Annotated in this window: 13 protein-coding genes; 7 read left to right on the forward strand and 6 right to left on the reverse strand. The window is 39.1% G+C overall.

Annotation, left to right across the window (positions count from 1 at the left end; all coding sequences use genetic code 11):
• Positions 1–170 precede the first annotated feature (170 nt).
• Together AAC073_RS12245 and AAC073_RS12250 are read right to left on the reverse strand one after the other, a co-directional pair.
• Entirely contained in the window at positions 171–2,423 is a 2,253-nt protein-coding gene (locus AAC073_RS12245; protein WP_339924124.1) for a PAS domain S-box protein, read from the reverse strand.
• 31 nt (positions 2,424–2,454) lie between these two features.
• Positions 2,455–3,387, reverse strand: coding sequence for an SMP-30/gluconolactonase/LRE family protein (locus tag AAC073_RS12250; RefSeq protein ID WP_339924125.1), 933 nt, complete (start codon positions 3,385–3,387; stop codon positions 2,455–2,457).
• Between the two features lie 612 nt (positions 3,388–3,999).
• Here AAC073_RS12250 and AAC073_RS12255 point away from each other — a divergent pair.
• The 3 genes from AAC073_RS12255 to AAC073_RS12265 are packed head-to-tail and all read left to right on the forward strand — an operon-like array spanning position 4,000 to position 6,690.
• Complete coding sequence (locus tag AAC073_RS12255; RefSeq protein WP_339924126.1) at positions 4,000–4,467, forward strand: RidA family protein; 468 nt, start codon at positions 4,000–4,002, stop codon at positions 4,465–4,467.
• Between the two features lie 39 nt (positions 4,468–4,506).
• Entirely contained in the window at positions 4,507–5,592 is a 1,086-nt protein-coding gene (locus AAC073_RS12260; RefSeq protein ID WP_339924127.1) for a bile acid:sodium symporter family protein, read from the forward strand.
• A gap of 3 nt (positions 5,593–5,595) precedes the next feature.
• Entirely contained in the window at positions 5,596–6,690 is a 1,095-nt protein-coding gene (locus tag AAC073_RS12265) for a bile acid:sodium symporter family protein (RefSeq protein ID WP_339924128.1), read from the forward strand.
• A 72-nt stretch (positions 6,691–6,762) separates the two neighbouring features.
• Here AAC073_RS12265 and AAC073_RS12270 read toward each other — a convergent pair whose 3' ends face one another.
• From AAC073_RS12270 to AAC073_RS12280, 3 genes are all read right to left on the reverse strand, one after another.
• Entirely contained in the window at positions 6,763–10,065 is a 3,303-nt protein-coding gene (locus AAC073_RS12270) for a VCBS repeat-containing protein (RefSeq protein ID WP_339924129.1), read from the reverse strand.
• Positions 10,066–10,147: 82 nt separating this feature from the next.
• Positions 10,148–11,761 carry a SusD/RagB family nutrient-binding outer membrane lipoprotein gene (locus tag AAC073_RS12275; RefSeq protein ID WP_339924130.1) on the reverse strand — a complete coding sequence of 538 codons (1,614 nt, stop codon included), beginning with the start codon at positions 11,759–11,761 and terminating at the stop codon, positions 10,148–10,150.
• An 11-nt stretch (positions 11,762–11,772) separates the two neighbouring features.
• Complete coding sequence (locus tag AAC073_RS12280) at positions 11,773–14,841, reverse strand: SusC/RagA family TonB-linked outer membrane protein (protein ID WP_339924131.1); 3,069 nt, start codon at positions 14,839–14,841, stop codon at positions 11,773–11,775.
• Between the two features lie 573 nt (positions 14,842–15,414).
• Between AAC073_RS12280 and AAC073_RS12285 the strand changes: the two genes are divergently transcribed.
• Positions 15,415–17,169 (forward strand): PQQ-dependent sugar dehydrogenase, encoded by a 1,755-nt coding sequence (locus AAC073_RS12285; RefSeq protein WP_339924132.1) that lies wholly within the window; start codon positions 15,415–15,417, stop codon positions 17,167–17,169.
• Between the two features lie 231 nt (positions 17,170–17,400).
• Complete coding sequence (locus tag AAC073_RS12290) at positions 17,401–18,612, forward strand: hypothetical protein (RefSeq protein WP_339924133.1); 1,212 nt, start codon at positions 17,401–17,403, stop codon at positions 18,610–18,612.
• Positions 18,613–18,695: 83 nt separating this feature from the next.
• On the opposite strand, the gene AAC073_RS12295 is transcribed toward AAC073_RS12290, so the two are convergent.
• Positions 18,696–19,979 (reverse strand): Nramp family divalent metal transporter, encoded by a 1,284-nt coding sequence (locus tag AAC073_RS12295; protein ID WP_339924134.1) that lies wholly within the window; start codon positions 19,977–19,979, stop codon positions 18,696–18,698.
• Positions 19,980–20,179: 200 nt separating this feature from the next.
• Here AAC073_RS12295 and AAC073_RS12300 point away from each other — a divergent pair, with 200 nt between their 5' ends.
• Positions 20,180–21,445, forward strand: coding sequence for an amidohydrolase/deacetylase family metallohydrolase (locus tag AAC073_RS12300; RefSeq protein ID WP_339924135.1), 1,266 nt, complete (start codon positions 20,180–20,182; stop codon positions 21,443–21,445).
• Positions 21,446–21,466: 21 nt separating this feature from the next.
• Entirely contained in the window at positions 21,467–22,687 is a 1,221-nt protein-coding gene (locus AAC073_RS12305) for an amidohydrolase/deacetylase family metallohydrolase (RefSeq protein ID WP_339924136.1), read from the forward strand.
• The last annotated feature ends 2 nt before the right edge of the window (positions 22,688–22,689 follow it).

Below are 22,689 nucleotides of genomic sequence, written 5' to 3' on the forward strand. Positions count from 1 at the left end.
TTCTATATAAAAATTTCTTCAGATAATGTCCTAAATTAAATTTTGCGACTCAAAAATTAATAACCTTTTTAATTACGCCAATTCTTACATTAAATACAATCAAAGGGCTTCATATCTAAGAATAAAACTAGAATTCAATCTTAGCTAATCTATGTAATAGACACAATGTTTTATGAAAGCACCTTAGGTACAGTAAAATAAAAGATAGATCCTGCACCGTCTTTAGATTGAAACCCTATACTACCACCTAGGTTTTCAATAATTTTTTTACACATGGCCAAACCTATACCCGTACCAGAGTATTTGCTTTTAGAATGAAGTCTGGAAAATAGAATAAAAACCTTGTCCTGTGCATTTTCAGGAATGCCAATTCCATTGTCTTTCACGTAAAACTCCCAAAAGGCGTCTTTTTCTTTGGCCGAAATACTGATTAAAGGATTCACGCCATCCGCTTGGTATTTTAGAGAATTATTGATCAGGTTTTGAAAGACCTGAATGATGGGAGATACTGGAATCCTCAATGTAGGTAATGGTCCAACTGTTATTTTAGCGCCCATTTGAGTAATAAGGGTTTGCTGAAGATTCAAAACATCTGAAACAACTTCGGCAAGATCCGTTTCTTTAATCTTTTCTTCAATTCTTCCTACTCTCGAATAGGTCAATAAATCCATGATAATGGCTTTCATCCTAGTCGCCCCATCTACTACAAAGTACATGTATTTTGCTCCTCTTTCATCCAATACATTTGAGTAGTTTTTTTCCAGAAGGCTAAGAAACCCTGTTATCATCCGCAATGGCTCCTGCAAATCATGTGAGGCAATGTAAGCAAACTGCTCAAGTTCTTCATTTGACTGCTCAAGCTCCTTTGCCTTCTTGATTAACTCCTGATTCAAATTTTTTAGATTTTCCTCTTCATTTTTTTTATCCGTCACATCTTTTGTCATGCCCACCAATCCAATAACCTTGTTAGAAGCATCCCTTAGCGCAACTTTATTGGTAAGTAGCCATGTAATTTTGCCCTCTGCATTATAATAGTATTCTTCCAAATTCATGAATGACCGTCCACCCTCAATAACTTGTCGGTCAATTTCGGTCATTCTTCTAGCAACCTCTTCGGGAAAATAATCAAACACTGTTTTTCCCAAGGTGACCTCCTCTGTTGTAGCTCCAAGAAAATTCTCATATTGAAATTTATTATTAACTATATGATTACCTTCTGTATCTTTCACATAAATATGGATCGGCAAATTGTCAATGATAGTCCTTAATAAAAAACGCTCTTTGAAGAGTGATTCCTCAGCTTGCTTTTTCTCCGTTATATCATATCCTACCCAAATGTATTGGTAGGTTTTGCCTTTACTATTTTTAAATGGTGTAATTACCGTATCCACCCAAAAAATACCTCCATTGCTTTTTAATCCTTTCAGCTCTCCTCTCCATATCTTTCCTTCTGTCATTGCATTAAGACAATCTTTTAGGGCATCATTTTCTTCATAGACGGCATTGGGTAATTCCCCGACTATTTCTTGGTATTGATATCCTGAAATTTCTTGAAATTTTAGGTTTAGGTATTCAACATTCTGTTCGTGATCAAGGATCATCACAAGACAGGATTCATCCAAAGCATACCTATAATCTGAAAGTTCGTTCACACTTTCCAACAGCTGTTCTTCTCCCTCTAACTGATCAGTAAAGTCAGTTATAAGCTCCATAGAACAATTTTTTCCATCGATATTCACATAATAACCTAAAACTTTGGCGATAAAAATTTCTCCAGATTTTGTTACGTGTCGGCAAACCCGATGATGTCCCCCTTTGTGTTTTAATTCTTCAGCAATAAAACTGTTTACCAATAAAGCCTCTTCTAATGGCCGGATACTTTTAATATCCAAACTTAAAAATTCCGCTCTGGAATAGCCGTACTTTGATAAGGCTTGGTTGTTGCAATCGATAATTTTTAGGCTGTCATATTCCCAAATAAAAATGGGCATGGGATTAAAGTCAAAAATCAATTTATAATGCCCCTCAGTAATCCCTGATTTTGAAACTACCGATGTTTTGGGATCATTGACAGGAAAAACCACTTCTACAGTCCCTATAAATCTGGCCGTTTCTTCTCGACAGATTCCACGCCCTTTAATCCTAATGCAGGTGAGATCATTAAGGTATATTGTATCTAAAAACGGTTTGCTCTCTTTTACAAGCTTATGAAAATGATTAGCAAGCGCTTCAGTATAAGGAGACTGAACCTTCTCTAAAATAGTTGAGAGAGCAATTGAATCAGTATCCCTAAGGTTAAAAATTTCTTGGCCAAAGGAAGAAAATTTAATTGTGCGGCTGCCTGAGTCGATCTCCCAGGCAGCTATGTCACAATTTTCAATTACTTCCGACCAACGTTCATTTTCTGCTTCATAAGCTGGCATTCCAGGTCTTTTCTATTAAAAAATAATTTTACTATTTGATAAACGCTCTTCCAGGCTTTTCAACTAAAAAAGTGTCAATATTTCCATTGTCTTGCAATGTCACATAAGCTGTCTTACCTTCCGGTCCACCAAAAGCGATGTTCGAAGGTTTCTCCCCTGTCATTTTAATCTCCTTAAGCAAATCTCCTTTTGGTGACAGCTTTACTACTGTACCCTTACCATGTCTAGTCACATATAGATCTCCATCCGTATCAACTCTCATTCCATCCATTCCAAAATCTTCAAAAGTGTGAATCAGTCGTTTGTTTGAAATTTCACCCTCTTCATTCAGGTCATAAGCCCAAACAGTACGTTGGACAGATTCATTTACATAGAGCGTTTTGTTGTCAGGGCTGACTTCAATTCCGTTAGTGGTTCCCATATCCGTTTCTAAAAGCACAAACTCTCCATCTAGCCCTACTCTCCAAATTTGACCTTTACTGTTTTTCCAATCCGGATCACTGGCAAATACTATGTCATTGTCCATAATGGCAATGTCATTTGGCTGATTCAATTCATCGTGATGGGCATAAACAGAAATGGCCAAAGATTCCATGTCCACTTTAAGCACATTATGACCAGTATAATCAGCAATCAACATCTCCCCTTTACTATTGAAACGAATGCCATTTCCAGTGCTGCCTTCGGGTAAGTCAACGAACAACGAAGCTTTTCCATCAGGGGTTACTTTACCAATGGTACCTTGCTTCTCAAAATTAACAACATACAGCACCCCATTCTTATCAACCGCTGGTCCTTCTATTCCTCCAGTAAATTCACTATTTGAAGTAAAAGGCTGACTTTTATACAATATATCTACATTACTCATTTCCTTAGTTTCAGTTTCAGATGATTTGGATGAACAGGCTCCTGCACTGACTAATAAAAGCACAAAGAACCAAAGATTGATATGATTTTTTAACATTTCTAAATATAGGTTAAAAATAAAAATATATGTATTATTCTATGATTACAAGATTTCAAGTAAAATAAAATAGATTCTATGCGAATATATTTATTTTTCAACAGATAAAAGTACTTTATCCATGACTATTTTTAAGTCTCATGGATAACCATATTTTTACTAGGTCACTATCAAAAATATTCCCAAAAATTACACAATACTTACTTTAGATTTTACAGCCGTGGCTTTTAAGATTAGTACCACTTTGAGCATTGAGAAATACTAGGAAATTCATGATTACTGTCATATTATTCCCATTTAAGTAAATCGTTGGTTAGGTCTATTGGAACAGTTTACATCCGAAAATTTTTATCTTAAATCTACCTGAATTTGAATAAAAACTGTAAAGTCAGCAAAGTTCAAATCTGAAAAAGGAGTAATCCTTACGATTTGTTATAGGACTCATCAGGTCTAAATTTAGGGTTAAATCCATACTTAACAGACATTCTCATCAATCATTTCAGCCCACTAAAAAAGTTAAAATAGGGGTTCATCCCATTACATTTGGAGAAAAAATATTATTCCTATATATTCAATGTACATAATACGTAAACTAAACCTATATCTACAATCATGGAAAAGATGAAAAGAAGAAATACAATTAAAAAAATCTTTGCTTCACTTGCTGGAGTGGCAGGAATAAGCACTGTTGCCAAAGCAAACACTACAGTTTCACAAAGCACTGAAAAAGAAGCATTCAGCATTGTAGAAGAACAGGATGTACCATTGTTTTCTGGTGCAACCAAACAAGGAAATACAGTTTATATCGCAGGTAAGGGTGCCCACTTTGATGGCGATATTAAAGCCCACACTGATCACGTTTTGAAAGAACTAGAAAAAGAGCTCATTAAAGCAGGTAGTTCTATGGATAAGGTGCTTAAAGTAACTGTATTTTTACACGACCTTAATGATTATAAAGGGATGAATGAAGTGTATAAAGGAAGGTTTGGAAGTAAGCCACCAGTAAGAACTACTGTAGCAACTTATGGAGGTGTACCTGGAGACTCCTTAGTGGAAATGGATTGTATTGCTTACATTTAAAGGTCAAATCAAGCTTATAACCCGTTAACCCGATTTACCTTGAAAAAAGAAATCATTTTCAAATCAATAATTGGAGCAGGCCTTTTGTGCCTGCTCTTAGCTTTAATATTTATTATTCCTGGCAATATTGAACAAGCCGCAATACCCCTAATACTCTTTTTTGTATTAATGGGTATTGGTTTTCGAGGATTCGAAAAACTTAAAGGTTTTACTTATACCACCATGATCTTCGCGGGGGTTACTGCAGCCATGTACTATCCAGAATATTTTGTGTCGTACGAAGGTTACACTTACAGTAACCTCATAACACCCCTTATCCAAATAATCATGTTTGGAATGGGGACATCAATGGCCTTCAAAGACTTTGCAGGGGTGATAAAAATGCCGAAAGGGGTATTCATTGGCTTACTGAGCCAATTCACCATCATGCCCATTACCGGGTTTATTTTGGCTAGTTTAAGTAATTTCCCTGCTGAAATTGCCGCCGGTTTGATACTAATTGGTTGCTCCCCTAGTGGGCTTGCATCAAATGTCATGAGTTATCTGGCCAAAGCAAATTTGGCCTTATCCATTACTATTACTGCCATCTCTACCCTTTTAGCCCCCTTTTTAACACCATTGTTAATGAAGTTATTGGCTGGCCAATTTGTAGAGATAGATGTGCTTGACATGATGTGGAGCATTATCAAAATGGTCATCATCCCTATTGGAGCTGGCCTCATTTTCAACAAGCTCCTTAGTGGTAAAGCAAAATGGTTAGATGATGCGATGCCAATAGTATCAATGGCAGGCATAGGTGTAATTATCGTTATCATTACAGCCGCTGGCAGAGACAGCTTGCTAGACATTGGAGGTATTTTGATTGTTCTGGTATTTATCCATAATGTTATGGGATACAATCTGGGATTTTGGATCAGCAAATGGCTGGGCCTTTCAGAAAGAGATGCACGTACTGTTGCTTTAGAAGTCGGTATGCAAAATGGTGGACTGGCTTCAGGTTTGGCCAAGGAAATGGGCAAACTAGCTACTATTGGTTTAGCTCCTGCGGTATTTGGTCCTCTGATGAACATTACCGGATCCGTACTTGCCTCCTATTGGCATAGAAAGCCAATAAAAGATGAGTAGTTTTTGAAAAAGCACGTTCTATTTCGGCTGTTATTGCTCTCAGCAATTTTGCTGCTAATCTCATACTTCTACCTGATCCTATCAGGAAATTTTGGACCATCGGGTCCATTCCTGATAGGATTTATGGTATTGGTAGGTATCGCATTTAACTTAAGCAACAAACTTAAAGGGTACACCTATACGGTGATGATCTTCGGTGCCGCTACACTGGCACTATATTATCCCCAACCTTTCATTTCTTTTAAAGGCTATGCCTTAAGCCAATTGATCACCCCGCTTATCCAATTCATAATGTTTGGGATGGGGACAGCCATGTCGGTTAAGGATTTTGTGCAAATTGGTAAAAACCCTAAAGGGGTATTTATAGGATTGGTTTGTCAACTGACCTTAATGCCACTATCTGGCTGGGCCATCGCACATTATAGTGGATTGCCTATAGAAATTGCAGCAGGAATCATTCTGGTAGGTTGCTCTCCAAGTGGAGTGGCCTCCAATGTCATCAGCTATTTGGCCAAGGCTAACCTGGCCCTATCAATAACGATCACTGCCATGTCTACCTTATTGGCCCCATTTGCCACCCCATTTTTAATGAAATGGCTGGCAGGCTCAATGATTGAAATTGATGTGGGGGTCATGATGTGGAGTATTGTTAAAATGGTCATCATTCCAATTGGGGCAGGCCTATTGGTTAATCACCTGTTTCGTAATAGAATAAGCCATCTTCAAAAAGTAATGCCTACCCTTTCAATGGTTGTCGTCGCCATTGTAATCGTTCTCATCACCGCCTCAGGACGGGATAATTTAATGGATATTGGATTTATTTTGCTAGGTTTAGTTCTCTTACACAATATTGTAGGCTACGTTCTCGGGTATTCTGCAAGCAAAGCCCTTGGTCTAGATGAAAGAGATTCCAGGACCATCGCTTTGGAAGTGGGTCTTCAAAATGGCGGAATGGCTGGAGCACTGGCCAAAGAAATGGGCAAACTGGCCACCGTAGGTTTGGCTCCTGCTGTCTTTAGCATCATTATGAACATTACCGGATCCGTACTCGCTTCCTACTGGCATAAAAACGCGCCAAAAGTAAAGACGAGAAAATAGATCGTTTATTTACTCGTTTTTATTTATTGGAGGAAATCTCTAGATGAAATATTATTGACAAATCCCGATAAACTATCGAAGCTTAAACATTCTTATTGCTGAATTATTAAAGGAATACAAGAAGTAGGTTTCGGAGCCTACCTTAATGGTTTGAATGTCCCTTACCTCCTCTTGAAAGAACAATCCTGCTTTTGTCGCAGGAATAGCCTTTAGTTCTGCATTTTGTGCAGCTATATTGAATACAAATCCAGGGTTTGCGTCCAATTGACCTGTGCTTACACGGGTCTTCCTAATGTTACCACCAGTTAATAAGATTGACTGATTGTCTGCAGAAATTATGGCTTTATTCATTGCAAACAGAGGAGAAAGTTGCAACTCCATAGGTAATTGATTTATCGTGAAATTACCTTTTCCATCATTTATTAAAGCGATTGAAGACAAACTTCTTGCTTGAAGCGTATCGGCTTCACTAAGGTCCAATGACTCGAAAATGTTTTCTAAATTCGCTTCAGCAAATGAATTGTAATCCACAAACTTGCCTTTTAACTTAGGTAATTGTCCAATTAATTCGTCCCTACTATAGGCAAATGAGCTTGTATCAGCCTTATAGTAAGTAAGGATAGGATCTGTTCTTCCATTGTTGTCAAAATCTTTGTACACCACTTGTAGTGGTTGTTCCGCATTGGCCTTGTAAACAAGATTCTCTCCATAATTACCGGCCAAAAGATCCATGTCTCCGTCTTCATCTAAATCTGTAACGTACAAACTTAACCACCATCCCTTGGTAGACTCGGTTAGGGCAGTATGCTTGGCTACAAATTGTTTTCCTTCAAGGCCATATACCTGAATGCCCATCCATTCACCAGCAATCACCAATTCAGATTTGCCATCCCCATTCGTGTCTACAAAGCAGGCATCGCTCACTAAGCCCGGTACCATCAATGATGGATTATATTCCTGTGTAACATCTTTGAAATTCCCTTTGCCGTCATTTACCAACAAATAACTTCGAGGCGCTTCGGGATAATTTCCAGGAAGATAACGCCCACCTACAAACAAATCAAGGAAACCATCCCCGTTAAAATCGCTGCTAGCAACTGTCCCGCCACTTACAGCCATCTGAGGCAGTGCCTCAATCTTTCTTTTGAAATTACCTTTACCGTCATTAAGGTAAAGCCTGTCATGGTACAAATTACTTTCTTTTGGATGGTCTGTGCCTCCACTGACTACATAAAGATCGAGGTAACCATCTCCATTTACATCCAGCCATACAGCGTCTGTATCGGTATAACTACTGTCTGCCACAAAAGCAGCTTGATGGCTGACCGTGAAATTACCACGGGAATTTTGCACATATAGGATAGCTGCCTGATCTTTTCCTCCTCCAACATATAAGTCCTCCAACTTATCTCCATTCACATCAGCGATGGCTAATTTCGGTCCCATAGCTCCCATACTATTGGGCATTAATCTGTCCTGAGAAAAATCCAAGAAACTCGTTTCTTGATGGGTATAAGTAATACCCAAAGCTCCTGGTACTTCTACTAATAATGTGGGAGTTTCCACTTTCGTAAACTTTTGTGTCGGACCTTCTGATTGGTCCAGCAGTATTGTTTGGTTAACGGAAACATGAGTTACGGTCTGCCTCTCCCCCGTAGGCCAAAATACCTGTAGGCTATCAATGCTTGAATTTTCACCTAGGCCAAAAACCAATTCCTGGTCTACAGATGATTGATAACCTCTGGTAGGAATTAACTCCTGATGATATTGGTTTCCGTTTGAATAGACCAATACCTTGGCCCCTATCCCTCTACTATTCAAACCCTTTCCTTCCAATCTAACTTTAAGGAAGGAATGGTTGGAAAGTCTTTCACTATTATTCCTAAAGACCGTTACTGGGTCATTGGTATGGCAGACGATTAGATCCAAATCCCCATCCCCATCCAGGTCTGCATAAGCAGCTGCATTGGAAACCGTTTCTTCTTCCAAACCCCATTCTTTGGCCTTGTTCTCAAATTTTAAATTGCCTTGATTGTGGTACAAATAATTCCTAACATAAATCGGAGGCATCTTATCAATTAAGGCCATCAACGCCTCTTCTTTTCCAGTCTGATTGGCCTTTATCTGTGTGCTTACCACATAATTCATAAAGTCCATGTCCAAGTAATTGCGCGCGTAACCATTGCTGATAAAAATATCTTTCCAGCCATCATTGTCAAAATCAGCGGCCAAAACTGCCCAACTCCAGTCAGTATGTGCCACTCCACTGTATTGAGCTATTTCAACGAAGTTGCCATCTCCTTGATTGAGTTGGAACATGTTGCGCATGCTTTGCGGGTAAAAACCTTTGTTCAATAATTCACTGTATTTTCCATAATTTTCTGGGCCAAGCATTGCCTTCTGGTTGAAATTAAATTCCGGCATCATGTCCATAGTAAGCAAGTCCGGCAACAAGTCATTGTTCATGTCTGCGGCGTCTGCCCCCATTGAAAAAAGCGACACGTGCCCCATGTGGCCTCTCAACTCCTCTTTAAATGTGCCATCTTTTTGGTTATAATAGAGGTAATCTTCTTCATTATAATCATTGCTAACATAGATATCTAACCAACCATCATTGTCATAATCACTCACGGTAACGGCAAGACCGAAGCCCAATACATTGTCAATGATTCCGCTTTCTTTAGTGGCGTCTACAAATTGACCATTATCATTTCTATACAATCTATCGCCTAAAAAATCTCCAGTTCTGGATTTGAAAGAACCATCTATTCTGCTAAACCCAGCATATTCTTGTGTCGAATGATTGAGAAGAAACATGTCCAAATCTCCATCATTGTCATAGTCGAAAAAAGAAGCTTGCGTGGAATATCCAGGATCATCCAAACCATACTCTTTGGCAGCTTCTAAGAAGGTGAGATCACCTTGATTGATGTACAGTTGATTTGTTCGTTTATCCGGAGCCTTCGCTGCTGATCTGCATATATAAATATCTAAAAGTCCATCTCCATTAACATCGGCCATGGTAGTACCCGTATTCCACAAACCTGCAGCTTCAACACCAGCTTGAGAAGTGATGTCTTCAAATTCAAAATTTCCTTTATTCAAATAAAGTTTACTGGCCATCATATTACCTGTAAAGTAAATATCAGGCAATCCATCGTTATTGATATCCCCTACCGCTACTCCTCCTCCTTGATAAAAATATCCATAAGTAAGCACATTGAATTCATCGGATTCTTTTACTAAATTCTTAAAGGAGATCCCTGATGAAGCTGAGGAAACTTTTGTAAACAATGCATTGGGGTCTTCCTGCTGGCATGAAAAGATGAAAGTCAATAAAAAAAAACTTAACAGGAAGGGTAAATAAACTTTCATGGCAAATGTAATTTGATGTAAAAATAAAAAAAGTGCCGTTAAAAACGGCACTTTTCATTTACTTCTGTGCTAATAATTTTAATTATGGCTTAGCATCCCACCAAAGCTTCGTGCTATTCAAGTTTCCACCGACAAGTTCAGGGAAATCTTCAGCAGCTTCTACCGCTTCACGGTTATTGGAATATTCTCCTTCAACAAAGATCAACCTAGGCATCACCTCATCTGCAGGTACAAATTCATTGTCAGAGTTTAAGCGAGGAAAAGGAGTTGGGAAATTAGTTCTCCTTAATTCAGCCCAAGCTTCCCATCCATCAGGATAGATGGCAATCCATTTTTGAGTACCAATTTGCTCTAATTGTTGTTCTTTGGTACCACCAGCCATGAATTTAACAGGAATATTTGATTTCGCTGCAATATTCCATTCAGGTTTGAATGAGTACGATACATCACTTGGTGTATTGCTACTATTGATATAACCTGTAATGGTAGCAGCATCTGCAGCAATTCTTGGCTCTTGCATAGAAAGGGTAATGCCTTTCTCATAAAATTCCTGAGCGGTACCACCCATGGCCCATCCTTCAGCAGCACCTTCAGCCAATAGAAATTGAGCTTCTGATGCACTAAGTACTCTCCAAGGTTCACCAGCTGGACTTCCGCCTCTACCTTCATTTAGGAAGATTGTTCCCATATCTGAATGTAAATCATTAAGGTTTGGTGTACCCAATTCTTCTCTTGAAAGTCCGTTTCTCAAACCTTTGTGAGGCATACCCACTCCAGTATTTGCATAATTAACTGTTTCGCTAAAGAAGATACCGGTTCTTGGATCATCATAACCTACCATTACACTTTCCATCAAAGCACTCATTCGGTACTCACCCCAGTTGGTAATGATCCAATATGGGTTTCTTGAATTTACAGTAGTTTGAATCTGTGCACCATCTGCATTAGAGGCCATTACCCCATCAGCAACCGCTTTTTCGGCTTCAGCTTTTGCCATAGCAGGTTCTACAAACCTAATTCTCATGGCTAGTCTCAACCTAAGTGTATTGGCAAATGTCAACCACTTGTCAACAGACCCACCATATATTTGGTCATGACCTACGAAAGCACTTTTACCAGTATTTTGCTTCAACACAGCTACCGACTCGTCTAATAACTTGAAGAAGTCCATGTAAACATCTTCCTGTGTATCATAAGCTACACTGGTTTCACCGTTACCAAAATTAGAATAGATAATTGGACCCCAGTAATCAGTGATTCTATGGTAACCAGCTACTTTCCAAACTTTAATTATGGCATTCTCTATCGGTAGTTCATTAGTTTCTGTAAATTCTTCTACGAATTGGATTACCGGAGCGGCTTGTCCATAGTAGTAATTCCAGGCACTATTTGACCATCCACCTACTTGGGTATGACGATCAGAGTCAAAGTTTACCTGAGTAGTGGCAAAATACTGAGAGTACAAGTCACCAAATAAACTTTGTGCAATCTGAAACCCAGAGGTTCCTCCTCCTGGAGCAAGATACATTGCACGCGCTTGTGCATTTGCAAATGCATTGCCCAATAATCCAATATCCAGGTTATCTGCAACAAGTGCATCTGGTCGAGTGTTTAACTCTTCAAAGTTTTCCGTACAAGCACCTAGTGATAATGCTGCGACGGACAAACCCATTGCTATTTTAGAAATTTTTATCATCTTCAAATTTTTTAAAATCCTAAATTAAGATTAAAACCAAAAGATCTGGCAGTCGGCGGTGCAAAGGAATCAAATCCTTGAGCCGAAGCAGATGTTCCAACGGTTACATCTGGATCAATATTTCCAGCTTCATTTAAGAAGAAGAATAAGTTTCTAGCTACGAAAGAAATACTAACAGAATTCAAAGGCAAGCCTTCTAATTTACTAGCTGGAACAGCATAACCGATCACAGCTTCTCTCATTCTAATATTTGTAGCAGATACAGAGAATACTTCTCCAATAGGTGCATTTCTACCTCCCATATTTACCCAAAACAGTTCAGCGGTAGTTTCGATTGTATTAGGAGCAAAGGTTCCATCTTCAAGTTCCATAACTGCAGTTTCATGAGACATGAAGTTATCACCAAAAATCAACCCGCCGTCTCTTCCTTGAAGTGTTTCTTCAGTCACACCATCAGCAAAAGTAACCGCATTTGTGAAAGAAGCAATGCTACCACCTTGTCTGAAATCAATCGTAAAGTTGGCTGTGAAATTCTTATACTTGAAGGTGTTTTGGACACCACCAGTCCAGATAGGATTGTAATTGGCAACCCTTACCGTTTTACCTGGAGTAGTTCTAGGAACACCATTGGCACCTATAATTACAGCCCCATCTTCATTTCTCAAATAACCTCTGGAATACACTTCTCCAAACAGCTCTCCTTCTTCAACTCTGAATTCCCTTAAGAAGTCACTTCCAGTTACTATACTTGGCCGTTCGTCATTGATCTCATTTACCATAGATATATTTCTGGCAAAGTTTCCAGTAATATTCCAGTTGAAGTCAGCTCTTCTCATTGGAGTAATGTTTAACACTACTTCAATTCCTTCGTTTTGCACATCTCCACCATTGGTGAAAAAGCTAGAAGCTCCAGACCCTACAGGTAGGGCTACAGTAAACAACTGATTGAAAGAGTTCGTCTTGTAGTAAGTGAAATCTAAACCCAAACGATTATCCAAAAATCTTAAGTCAGTACCTACCTCAATAGATCTTGTACTTTCTGGAAGCAAATTAGCATTTGGTAACTGTGTACTCAAAGACACATAACCTCCCAAACCACCTGCACCAAAGGCAGCAGTTCTTTGCAATTGATAAGGATTGGTATCATTACCCACTTCTGCAAAAGACCCTCTTGCCTTGGCAAATGTAAACCAAGATGGGAATTCGATTAAATCAGAGATTACGGCATTAATACCTACTGATGGGTAGAAAAAGGACCAATTCTCTTTTGGCAATGTAGAAGACCAGTCATTTCTTGCAGTTATGTCCAAGAAGATCGCATTTTTCCATGCCAACTGACCAAACCCATAAAGTGAATTCACATCTTTAGGACTTCCTACACCATAGCTAGAAACCACTTGCTGTGTGTTACTCAAGGCAAAGAAATTAGGAACAATCATGTTCTGTCCAGTATTAGAATTGATGCTGGAATTTCTGTTGATTCTTGAGTTACCACCTGCATTGATATTGAAATACCAATCCTGACTCAATGTTTTCTCGTAAGAAATCAAGAAATCAGTATTGATTTCCATGCTTTCTGATTGACCAACTGAGAATCTACCGTTTTGGGCAATGATATAAGTATCATTGTATAATTTTTCTTCACTTACACCGAAAGTACGGTCTAAAGAAGCCCTACCCAATACTGTTAAGCCTTCTGCAATCTCATAATTCAATGAAGTGAAAGCAATAATTCTGTCAAAGCTATCTTTACTAAGATTCCTGTTCGGAGACCAATAAGGGTTTGCACCTCCATTAGATCCAGGATTAAAATAATTTTGGCGATTAACACCAGAAGCATCTGTATATTCAAAATTTGAGATGTCCTCAGTTCTGATGTTTCTTGGTAACCTTACAATATGTCTTGTTGGGTTGGCATAATTTTCTCCCTGAGCAATTTGATTGTTGATATCTTGACGGATATAATTAATTTTAGAATCTAAAGTCAATTTATCAGTCAATTTATTGGTCAACCTTAAGTTAATACTGTGTCTCCCTAACTTATTGTTAGGCATAACGCCTGCAGCATCCGTGAAAGTATAAGAGAAATACGTCTGATTTCTATCATTTCCTCCACTGATTGCTAACGTAGTAGCCAAGTTGTGACCTGTCTGATAAAAATCACGGATATTGTTTGGCTGAGGTGAAAATGCATAAGTATCTATATCGCTATTTGGATCCGGAGACCAAAACGCTACAGAAGAACCATCCATTTTAGGACCCCAAGAAAATTCAGAGGTTGGAGAATAATTTCCATTACTTCCTTGACCATAAACATTTTGATAATTTGTCAAAATCAAAGGCTGATCAAACATGTAAGAAGTATTCAAACTTACATTAAATCCTTCTGTAGAACCTCTTTTTGTTGTAACCACAATCGCTCCATTGTTTGCACGGCTACCATAAAGGGCTGCTGCATTTGGACCTTTCAATACGTTAATACTAGAAATATCATCTGGGTTAAGTGTCTCAATTCCTTTAGCAGGAACACCATCCACGATATAAAGAGGCTGACTGTCTCCACTAATGGAACGGTTACCTCTTAATACTACCCTTGTTGATCCACCTACACCACTACCAGAACGGTTAATAGAAAGACCAGCAACTTTACCAGAAAGGGAATTCACTACGTTCAATTCTCTCGCTTGAGTAATTTCTTCAGTATTTACTTCCTGTGTTGTGTACGTCAATGCTTTCTTTTCTCTTTCTAAACCAAAAGCAGTAACTACCACTTCAGAAAGAGCAGATTCTTGACCTGCAAGAGCTACATTGATTTCACTATTGTTCCCTACAGCTCTCTCCATTTTCCCATATCCTAAATAGGAGAAAATTAAGGTAGCAGTTGGACCTGGGACATCCAGCGTGTATTTACCATCCATGTCAGTGATGGTACCTGTACTGGATCCTTTTATCAATATGCTGACTCCCGGTAAAGGAGCATCAGCGTCTGCATCTGTCACAGTACCTGTAACAGTGCGATTCTGTGCCATAGCTTGTATCGTAAACAAGGCCAGAAAAAACACGAGTAATCTTTTTTTCATAAGTAAATGAACAAATTTAATTAAATAAGTATTGAGAATTTTTCCCAATGTTTAATTTTTACTTGAAAATCGCTGCATTACAGCAATACCTAACGAACACAGTCCGATACAAACTAAACACCCAAATAACATAATCCTCGTCTTAACTCATAATTTATTGAATAGTTTTATAGTCATGACGACGATAAATCATTCAATTGATTTAAGAATTAAAATAAGGTTATTGATCTAATGGGTGGATTTGACGCTAATATACTGAAAATTATTTTGCTCATACAAGCCCTTTACCTTTGAAATAATTTAATTTAAAAATAATAAGCCTTAAAAAGCGAAAATTTTATCAATACCCCCTTAACATTTTAATAATTTAAACTATTAAATTATGGCATTTTCAAAATTAAACACTTTTTGACTTCTTTTATCCGTACTTTTATTTTGATTCCGCTTTTAAAATAACTGCTTGTATTATTTTATGAAAATTGCAATAATTTCTATATAATCATATCTTTCTTAAAATACTATTGTAAAATTCTTAGAATTTTATTAATTATCATGAAATTTTGCCGTAATTCCATGGAAAACTTACATCTACCGCTTATAAAAAAAATACTATTTATTAATTTTTTTTATTTTTTTCTCCTTTCTTGTTCCTCCCCTTCCGATTTACCCAAAACAGATACTAATAATGATGGATTGATCCTGCCCGATGGGTTTGGGGCACTCGTAGTTGTTGACAGCATTGGAAAAGCCCGGCACCTGGCAGTGAATACAAATGGCGATATCTATGTAAAACTAAGGTATGCTAAAGGTACAGGAAGTAATGTCGCCCTAAGGGATACTACGGGTGATGGCAAAGCAGACATTATTACCCACTTCGGCGATTATGAAGATGAAGGAAGTCTTGCCAATGGCATGCGTATCCACGAAGGGTATTTATATTATAGTGCTGCTAGAGTAGTGTATAGAAATAAATTGGAACCGGGCAAATTGGTGCCTGACAGCCCTATGGAAATAATCCTTACAGATGACCATGAGCATGGAATTCACTGGCATATTACTAAACCAATATCTTTTGATGAAGAAGGATACATGTATGTTCCCTTCGGAAGCCCTTCTAATGCCTGTCAGGATATGGAAAATAAACCAGGAGGAATCCCAGGCTCCACGGGCTTAGATCCATGCCCTGAATTGATCGAGCATGGAGGGGTTTGGCGATTCAAAATGGATAAGTTGAACATGACACAAAAAGATGGTGAATTGTATGCTACTGGTATCAGGAGTGTAGTAGCCATGGATTATAACAAGCAGGACAAAAACCTTTACCTAGTCATGCATGGTAGAGACAACCTACATTTACTATACCCAGAAACCTTTACCCCTTGGGAAAGCGCTGTGCTTCCTTCAGAAGAGTTTATAAGAGTAGAGCAGGGCGGAGATTATGGTTGGCCATATTGTTACTATGACCAGGTAGATGGCAAAAAAGTACTCGCTCCAGAATATGGGGGTGATGGTGAAATTGTTGGGCGTTGTGCAGACATGGATGACCCGGTTATGGGATTTCCTGGACATTGGGCACCCAACGACCTGCTATTTTATACCGGAGACCAATTCCCTGATCGATACAGAAATGGCGCTTTCATCGCCTTCCATGGCTCCACCAACCGATCTCCCTACCAACAGTCTGGGTACTTTATTGCCTTTGTCCCATTTAAAAATGGACAACCAAGCGGAGATTGGGAAGTTTTCGCCAATGGCTTTGCAGGCAAAGAACTTATTGTAAATACCAATGATGCTGAATTCAGGCCCATGGGTCTGGCGCAAGGGCCTGATGGCTCTGTATACGTGTCAGATTCAAGGGTAGGTAAAATTTGGAGGATCCTATATAAAGGAGATAAAGCTTCATTTGGAGAAGCTGAATTAGCTAAAATGGAAGCACAAAAATTGGTGGCCAATATTCGCAACCCACACCCAGAAGAGGACAACCTAGACAAAGGGCAGCTTCCAGAAGGAAAAAAAGTATACAATACTTATTGTTCCCCTTGCCACCAAAGAGATGGGAATGGCGCTACGGGAAGGATACCTGGGCTTAGGGAAACGGATTGGGTAACTGGAAACAAAGACAAACTCATTAATATAGTATTGCAAGGCCTTGATGGTGAGATCGAGGTGAATGGAGAGCTTTATGACAATGTAATGCCAGCCCATCAGTTTTTAACTGATGAGCAAGTTTCAGAAGTATTGACCTTTATCAGGCAAAATTTTGATAACAATGCCTCTGCAGTCACTTCTGAGGACGTGAGAACGATAAGGGAAGCAATTTTAAAATAGTTTATTAACCAAATTGATAACAGAATCTTGTTATTTAGATTTGGGTGTACCCTTCGACAGGATCAATGGCTACTCTTTTACAGGCCCAACGGCCGAGCCCAGGTACCTTAACTGGTGAATCAGGCACCTGTCTATAAATGTGAGATACAAATTCAGCTACAAACTTTTATTCCACCTTAATTATAAATATATTACATTCTTAGTTAAAGCTAACCCTAAAAATGTAATCAATTGTCAGTCAACAAGCTTAAGGTGGAAATCAAAATGAGAAGCTTCTATAACTTTTTGAATAGAAGAGCATTCTTAATTATTCTTGGACTCTGCCTAGGTTGCACTGCACCGAGAAAAGATACCGCTCAAAGAAAATTTTCCTTCATTGTAAGGGACTCAATCAATATTGAAAATTTAGATCCCTTGCACCTAAAAGGCTATGATCCGGAATCAGACCAATACCTTTTGTCAAACGCTGGTATTGGCATACGCCAGATTTTCAGGGTAAATGATAATGGAGCCATTGTTTCAAATTTTACGATTCCTGAAGAAGGTCCTAACGCACTTTCAAATCCAGGAAGTGTGGGATTACTGAATGGAGCCATCATTATATATGACATGGAAAAAGGCTTTGTACAACTCAATTCCAACTCAAGCATTAGCCCTGAGGCAAAAATTCCTTATTCCCATAGCTATTTGTTTTTCCCTCCCCACCTCCCTTTAGTTAAGCAAAGCGGAGGGGCGTTTTATTATCTCCAACCACTTGTAGATGAAGACTTCATAGATGGTATGGGAGAACAGTTTTATAAAAATTATTACAATAAATCGCTACTTGAAAAGCACAATGCGAACACTGGTGAGACCAACCAATATTTAGAAATTCCCGAACGAAGTATTTTTAAAGACGGTAAGAATCATGGCATATACATACCAGTAATCAAAAATAAAGGCAGTGACTGGTTGGTATCAACTTGGTTTGATCCCTTTGTTTTCCTTTACAAGGAAAGTGCCGAAGGTATAATATTCGAAAAGGCCATAGATTTACAAATTTCAGGGATGAACAATTACCAGCCCGTGGAAATGAACAATAGTGAGCAGTTTTTTGATATTAACGAAGGCAAACGCCCTGGAAATATCAATGACATCCTATTTATGGACGATTACACGGTTATTGTCTACAGAAAAGGCTTGACGGAGGCGGAACAAGCGGATATAAAAGGACAATTCCCAAGTGAAACCAAAATTGAAATGGAAAGGAAAGATGCCTTTTATGCGGTCATTCTGAACAAAGATTACAAAGTTCTTGACAGTAACGTCAAATTCCCTGAAGGTGTGTACTATCCAAATGTCGTCAGCAATAAGAATGAAATAATCGCATTGAAAAACCCCGATTTGTTTGATATAGAGGAAAACTATGTGACCCTTTACAGAATGGAATTGCTTTTTGAGTAATAATGGGACCTAGGAAGCCTTTCACTTTACTTCATGGACACGCTGTTATAGATGTACGTTACAAACGTAAGCCCCTATTCCAATCACAACAACTCAATCAATGCTACCGCTCCTGTGTAAGAGATGATACAGGCAAAAACAAAAGCTGATAGCAATCCGAAATTAAGCCATAGACCCGCTTTTTGATTTCCCATCAAGGATTTTTGATTGACCAGGTACATGATACAGGCAATCACAAGTGGCAAAACAAAAACTGCCGCCACCTGAGTCAAAATCTGCGCAAAGATAGGATTGGCACCAAGAATAGGTACAGTCAAGCCAACTATGCAGGCTATACCTGTCAAAACCTTGAAACGAACGGACCCGGTATCCAACTCCCCCTCTTTATAATCTGCTACTAACAGTGGCGCAACCATCAATATTGGGAAAATAGAAGACAAGCCAGCACTTAAGGCCCCAGTCATAAATAATGCTACAGCAAATTTTCCAGCGACTGGTTCCAACAAATAAACCATGTCCATTACTTTTTCAATTGTCTTGCCCTCTGAATGCAAAGCTCCCGTAGCAGCGGCCATTATACTAAGATTGATGACCAACATCAAAACAGCTCCTGTCAATGCGTCTCTAGATTGATCTTTGGTATTTCCTGGTCCCCACCCTTTACCTTTCATCAAAAGTGGCCTTACCACAAAAGTAGGTGCTGCCATAGTAGTCCCTACGAAGGCCGCTACTAGTAGTTTCCCACCAGCTACCTGAGGAACACTGGGGATCAATCCCCTTGCCATTTGACTCGGATCAGGCAATACCATAAACATGGAAATGATAAAAGACAAACCCATAATGCTCACAAAGACTACCAGTACTTTTTCAAAGAAGGAGTATTGGCCAACCCATAAAAAAGCATACATCACAAGAATCAACACAATGGCAATCCCTAAAATTATCCAATAGGAGCTCCCTCCTTCCATGTTTGGGAAAAATAAAAGGATCATCTCGTAAATAGCATTGGCACTTAGGCCTAGTATTCCAGACAAGGAATTCCATTGGGCTAGAATAATTCCTCCTACAATCAGAAAGGAGATCAATTTACCTCCTTTTAATTTAGTCTTATAGCTATAGATGGAAGTCTGACCCGTTACCACTGCATACCTTCCGTAGGCCTCCATCAGCACCCAGGCAAAAACACAACTCAACACCAATACCCATAGTAGCTGCATACCAAACTCACTTCCCGCCTTGGCCATAGAGGTTACACTTCCGGTACCTATGGTATAGCCTATGCAGAAAATCCCCGGGCCAATCCCAAGCATCCACAGCCAAATCTTTTGAAAAATTGTATTGTTATTGGTATTGTTGGTGGGCTCCATTGTAGATAATTTTGGGTAAATTTAAATGAGTTGTTAATTTGGAAATTTTTATTTTGAATAAAAAGAGATTACATTGGATAGATGAAATTTTAATAAAATATGGCTTTGTTTAGACAATTTTTTTTGCAATATTTCCGATCCTCTTTTAAGGATAGACCCATTTTCCTTCGTGATACAGTCACTAACCTTATTCACACCCAATGACTTTAACTAAGCTCCTTTATAAATCATTTGCAATTATCACCTGCCTACTGATTTCTCTTACTGCCAATGCCCAAGACATTGACCTGTTGCTTAAAGGTGGCCATGTAATCGATCCCAAAAATGGGATTAGTGAGGTCATGGACATTGGCATTACTGGAAAGGATATTGTAAAGATAGCCAAAAACATTCCGGAAAACACAGCAAAAAAAACCATCGATCTAAAAGGTTATTATGTAACCCCTGGGCTTATAGACATGCATGTACATGTTTTTAATGGTGCCGATACCGAGTCCTATATTGCCAATGCATTGACCAGTTTACCTCCTGATGGTTTTACTTTCAGGTCAGGTGTGACTACTGTAGTTGATGCTGGATCTTCTGGATGGCGAAATTTTCGCCAATTCAAAAAACAGACCATCGACCAATCCAAAACAAGGGTATTGGCACTATTGAATATAGTAGGTACTGGGATGTACGGCAGGTTGGAGGAACAAGATGTCACAGACATGAACCCAACCATGACCGCCAATATGATCACAAAAATGTTTCCTGATATTTTGGTTGGGATAAAATCAGCCCATTATTGGGGAGATTTCACCCAGGTAGACCTGGCGGTAGAAGCTGGTAAATTGGCCGAAGTTCCCGTAATGGTGGATTTCGGTGAACACCAACCAACCAACTCTATTGAAGCATTGTTTATGAAGCACCTAAGACCGGGTGACATTTTTACACACACTTTTTCCTATGGGCCTAGTAATAGAGAAACGGTGGTAGATGAAGACCTTAAGGTGAAGCCCTTTATATTTGAAGCGCAGAAAAGAGGTATTCATTTCGATGTAGGCCATGGTGGCGGTGCTTTTTCCTTTCGTCAGGCTATTCCATCGATACAACAAGGGTTTTTACCCGATGTAATAAGCTCTGATCTTCATAGCCAAAGCATGAACAGTGGCTTTAAAGACATGGCAAACCTATTGTCAAAATTCATGAACATGGGATTGACCCTAGAAGAAGTCGTACTAAGAGCAACATGGAATCCTGCCAAAATAATTAACCGAAAAGATTTGGGTCACTTGGAGGTAGGAACCGAAGCAGACATTGCTGTATTTACACTTAGAGAAGGAGATTTTGGGTTTTTAGACATCAGAAGAACCAAAATAGATGGAGACAGGCGATTGGAAACTGAAATGACCATCAGGGCAGGAAGGGTTGTTTGGGACTTAAACGGCTTGAGTATGCCTCATTGGGAATCAGAGTTTAAATAGTAAAATTCGTAAAAAACAACCATGAGGTTTTTTCTTATTATATGCTTCTGTATCGCTTACACCTTGCAGGCCAATGGCCAGGAATATGATATTCTTATCAAAGGGGCTTATCTAATAGATGCTAAGAATGAAATTCGTGACACCATGGATATTGCGGTATCAGATGGGAAAATCGCGGTTGTTTCTAGAAATATCCCTGCCACTCTGTCGAAGAAGGTAATTGATGCTTCCGGACTGATTCTTAGTCCTGGTTTGATAGATCCGCACACGCATGTTTTTGTTGGTAGCAAAAGCAAAACGTTTGCAGATGGTTTTAACAGTGTTTCCCCTGACGATTTCAGCTTTCGCTCGGGCATTACCACAGTCGTAGACGCAGGCACTTCGGGATGGCGAAATTTCGAGACTTTTAAGGCAAATGTAATCGATGCCTCAAATACTAGGGTCCTGGCATTTCTAAATATTGCCGGAACGGGGATGAGTGGGGGTTCTACTCAAGAAAACCTATCAGACATGAATGCCGAAAAGGCATATGAGACCTTAATGCAGTATCCTGATATCCTTTTAGGGATTAAAATTGGACATTATACGGGTACAGACTGGCTTCCTTTTGAAAATGCGCTTCAAGCTTCTGGAAGAGCTGACAAGCCTTTACTTGTAGAATGCCATTTGCCCGAGTATTCACTTGAAGATCAATTGAACAAAATGAGACCGGGAGACATCATTACTCACAGTTTTGAAGAAATAGACGAAAGGTTACCCATCATAGATGCAGAAGGAAGGCTTCACCCATTTGTAAAATCGGCTTATGACAGGGGTATAAATTTCGATGTAGGCCATGGAGGAGCTGGCTTTTGGTTTAGTCAAGCTATTCCTGCCTACCAGCAGGGTTTGGTTCCAAATTCATTTGGTACAGACCTACACCGTTTCAGTATGAATAGCGGTATGAAGAACATGTTAAATGTCATGTCAAAATTCATCAATATCGGAATGGGCATAGAAGAGGTAATTGAAAAAGCTTCATGGAAAACTGCTCAGGCCATACATCGAACCGACCTGGGGCACCTAAGTGTAGGAGCAGTGGCCGATCTTACTTTGCTCCAATTGCACATCGGGGAGTTTGGTTTTATTGATGCAGGGAAAAAGAAAATTGAAGGTAAATATAAATTAGAAACAGAGCTGACCATGAAAGATGGGAAGGTCGTTTATGACCTAAATGGATTGGCAGCAGACAAATACCACTAAAA

Source organism: uncultured Cyclobacterium sp. (assembly GCF_963977555.1).
GTDB lineage: Bacteria > Bacteroidota > Bacteroidia > Cytophagales > Cyclobacteriaceae > Cyclobacterium.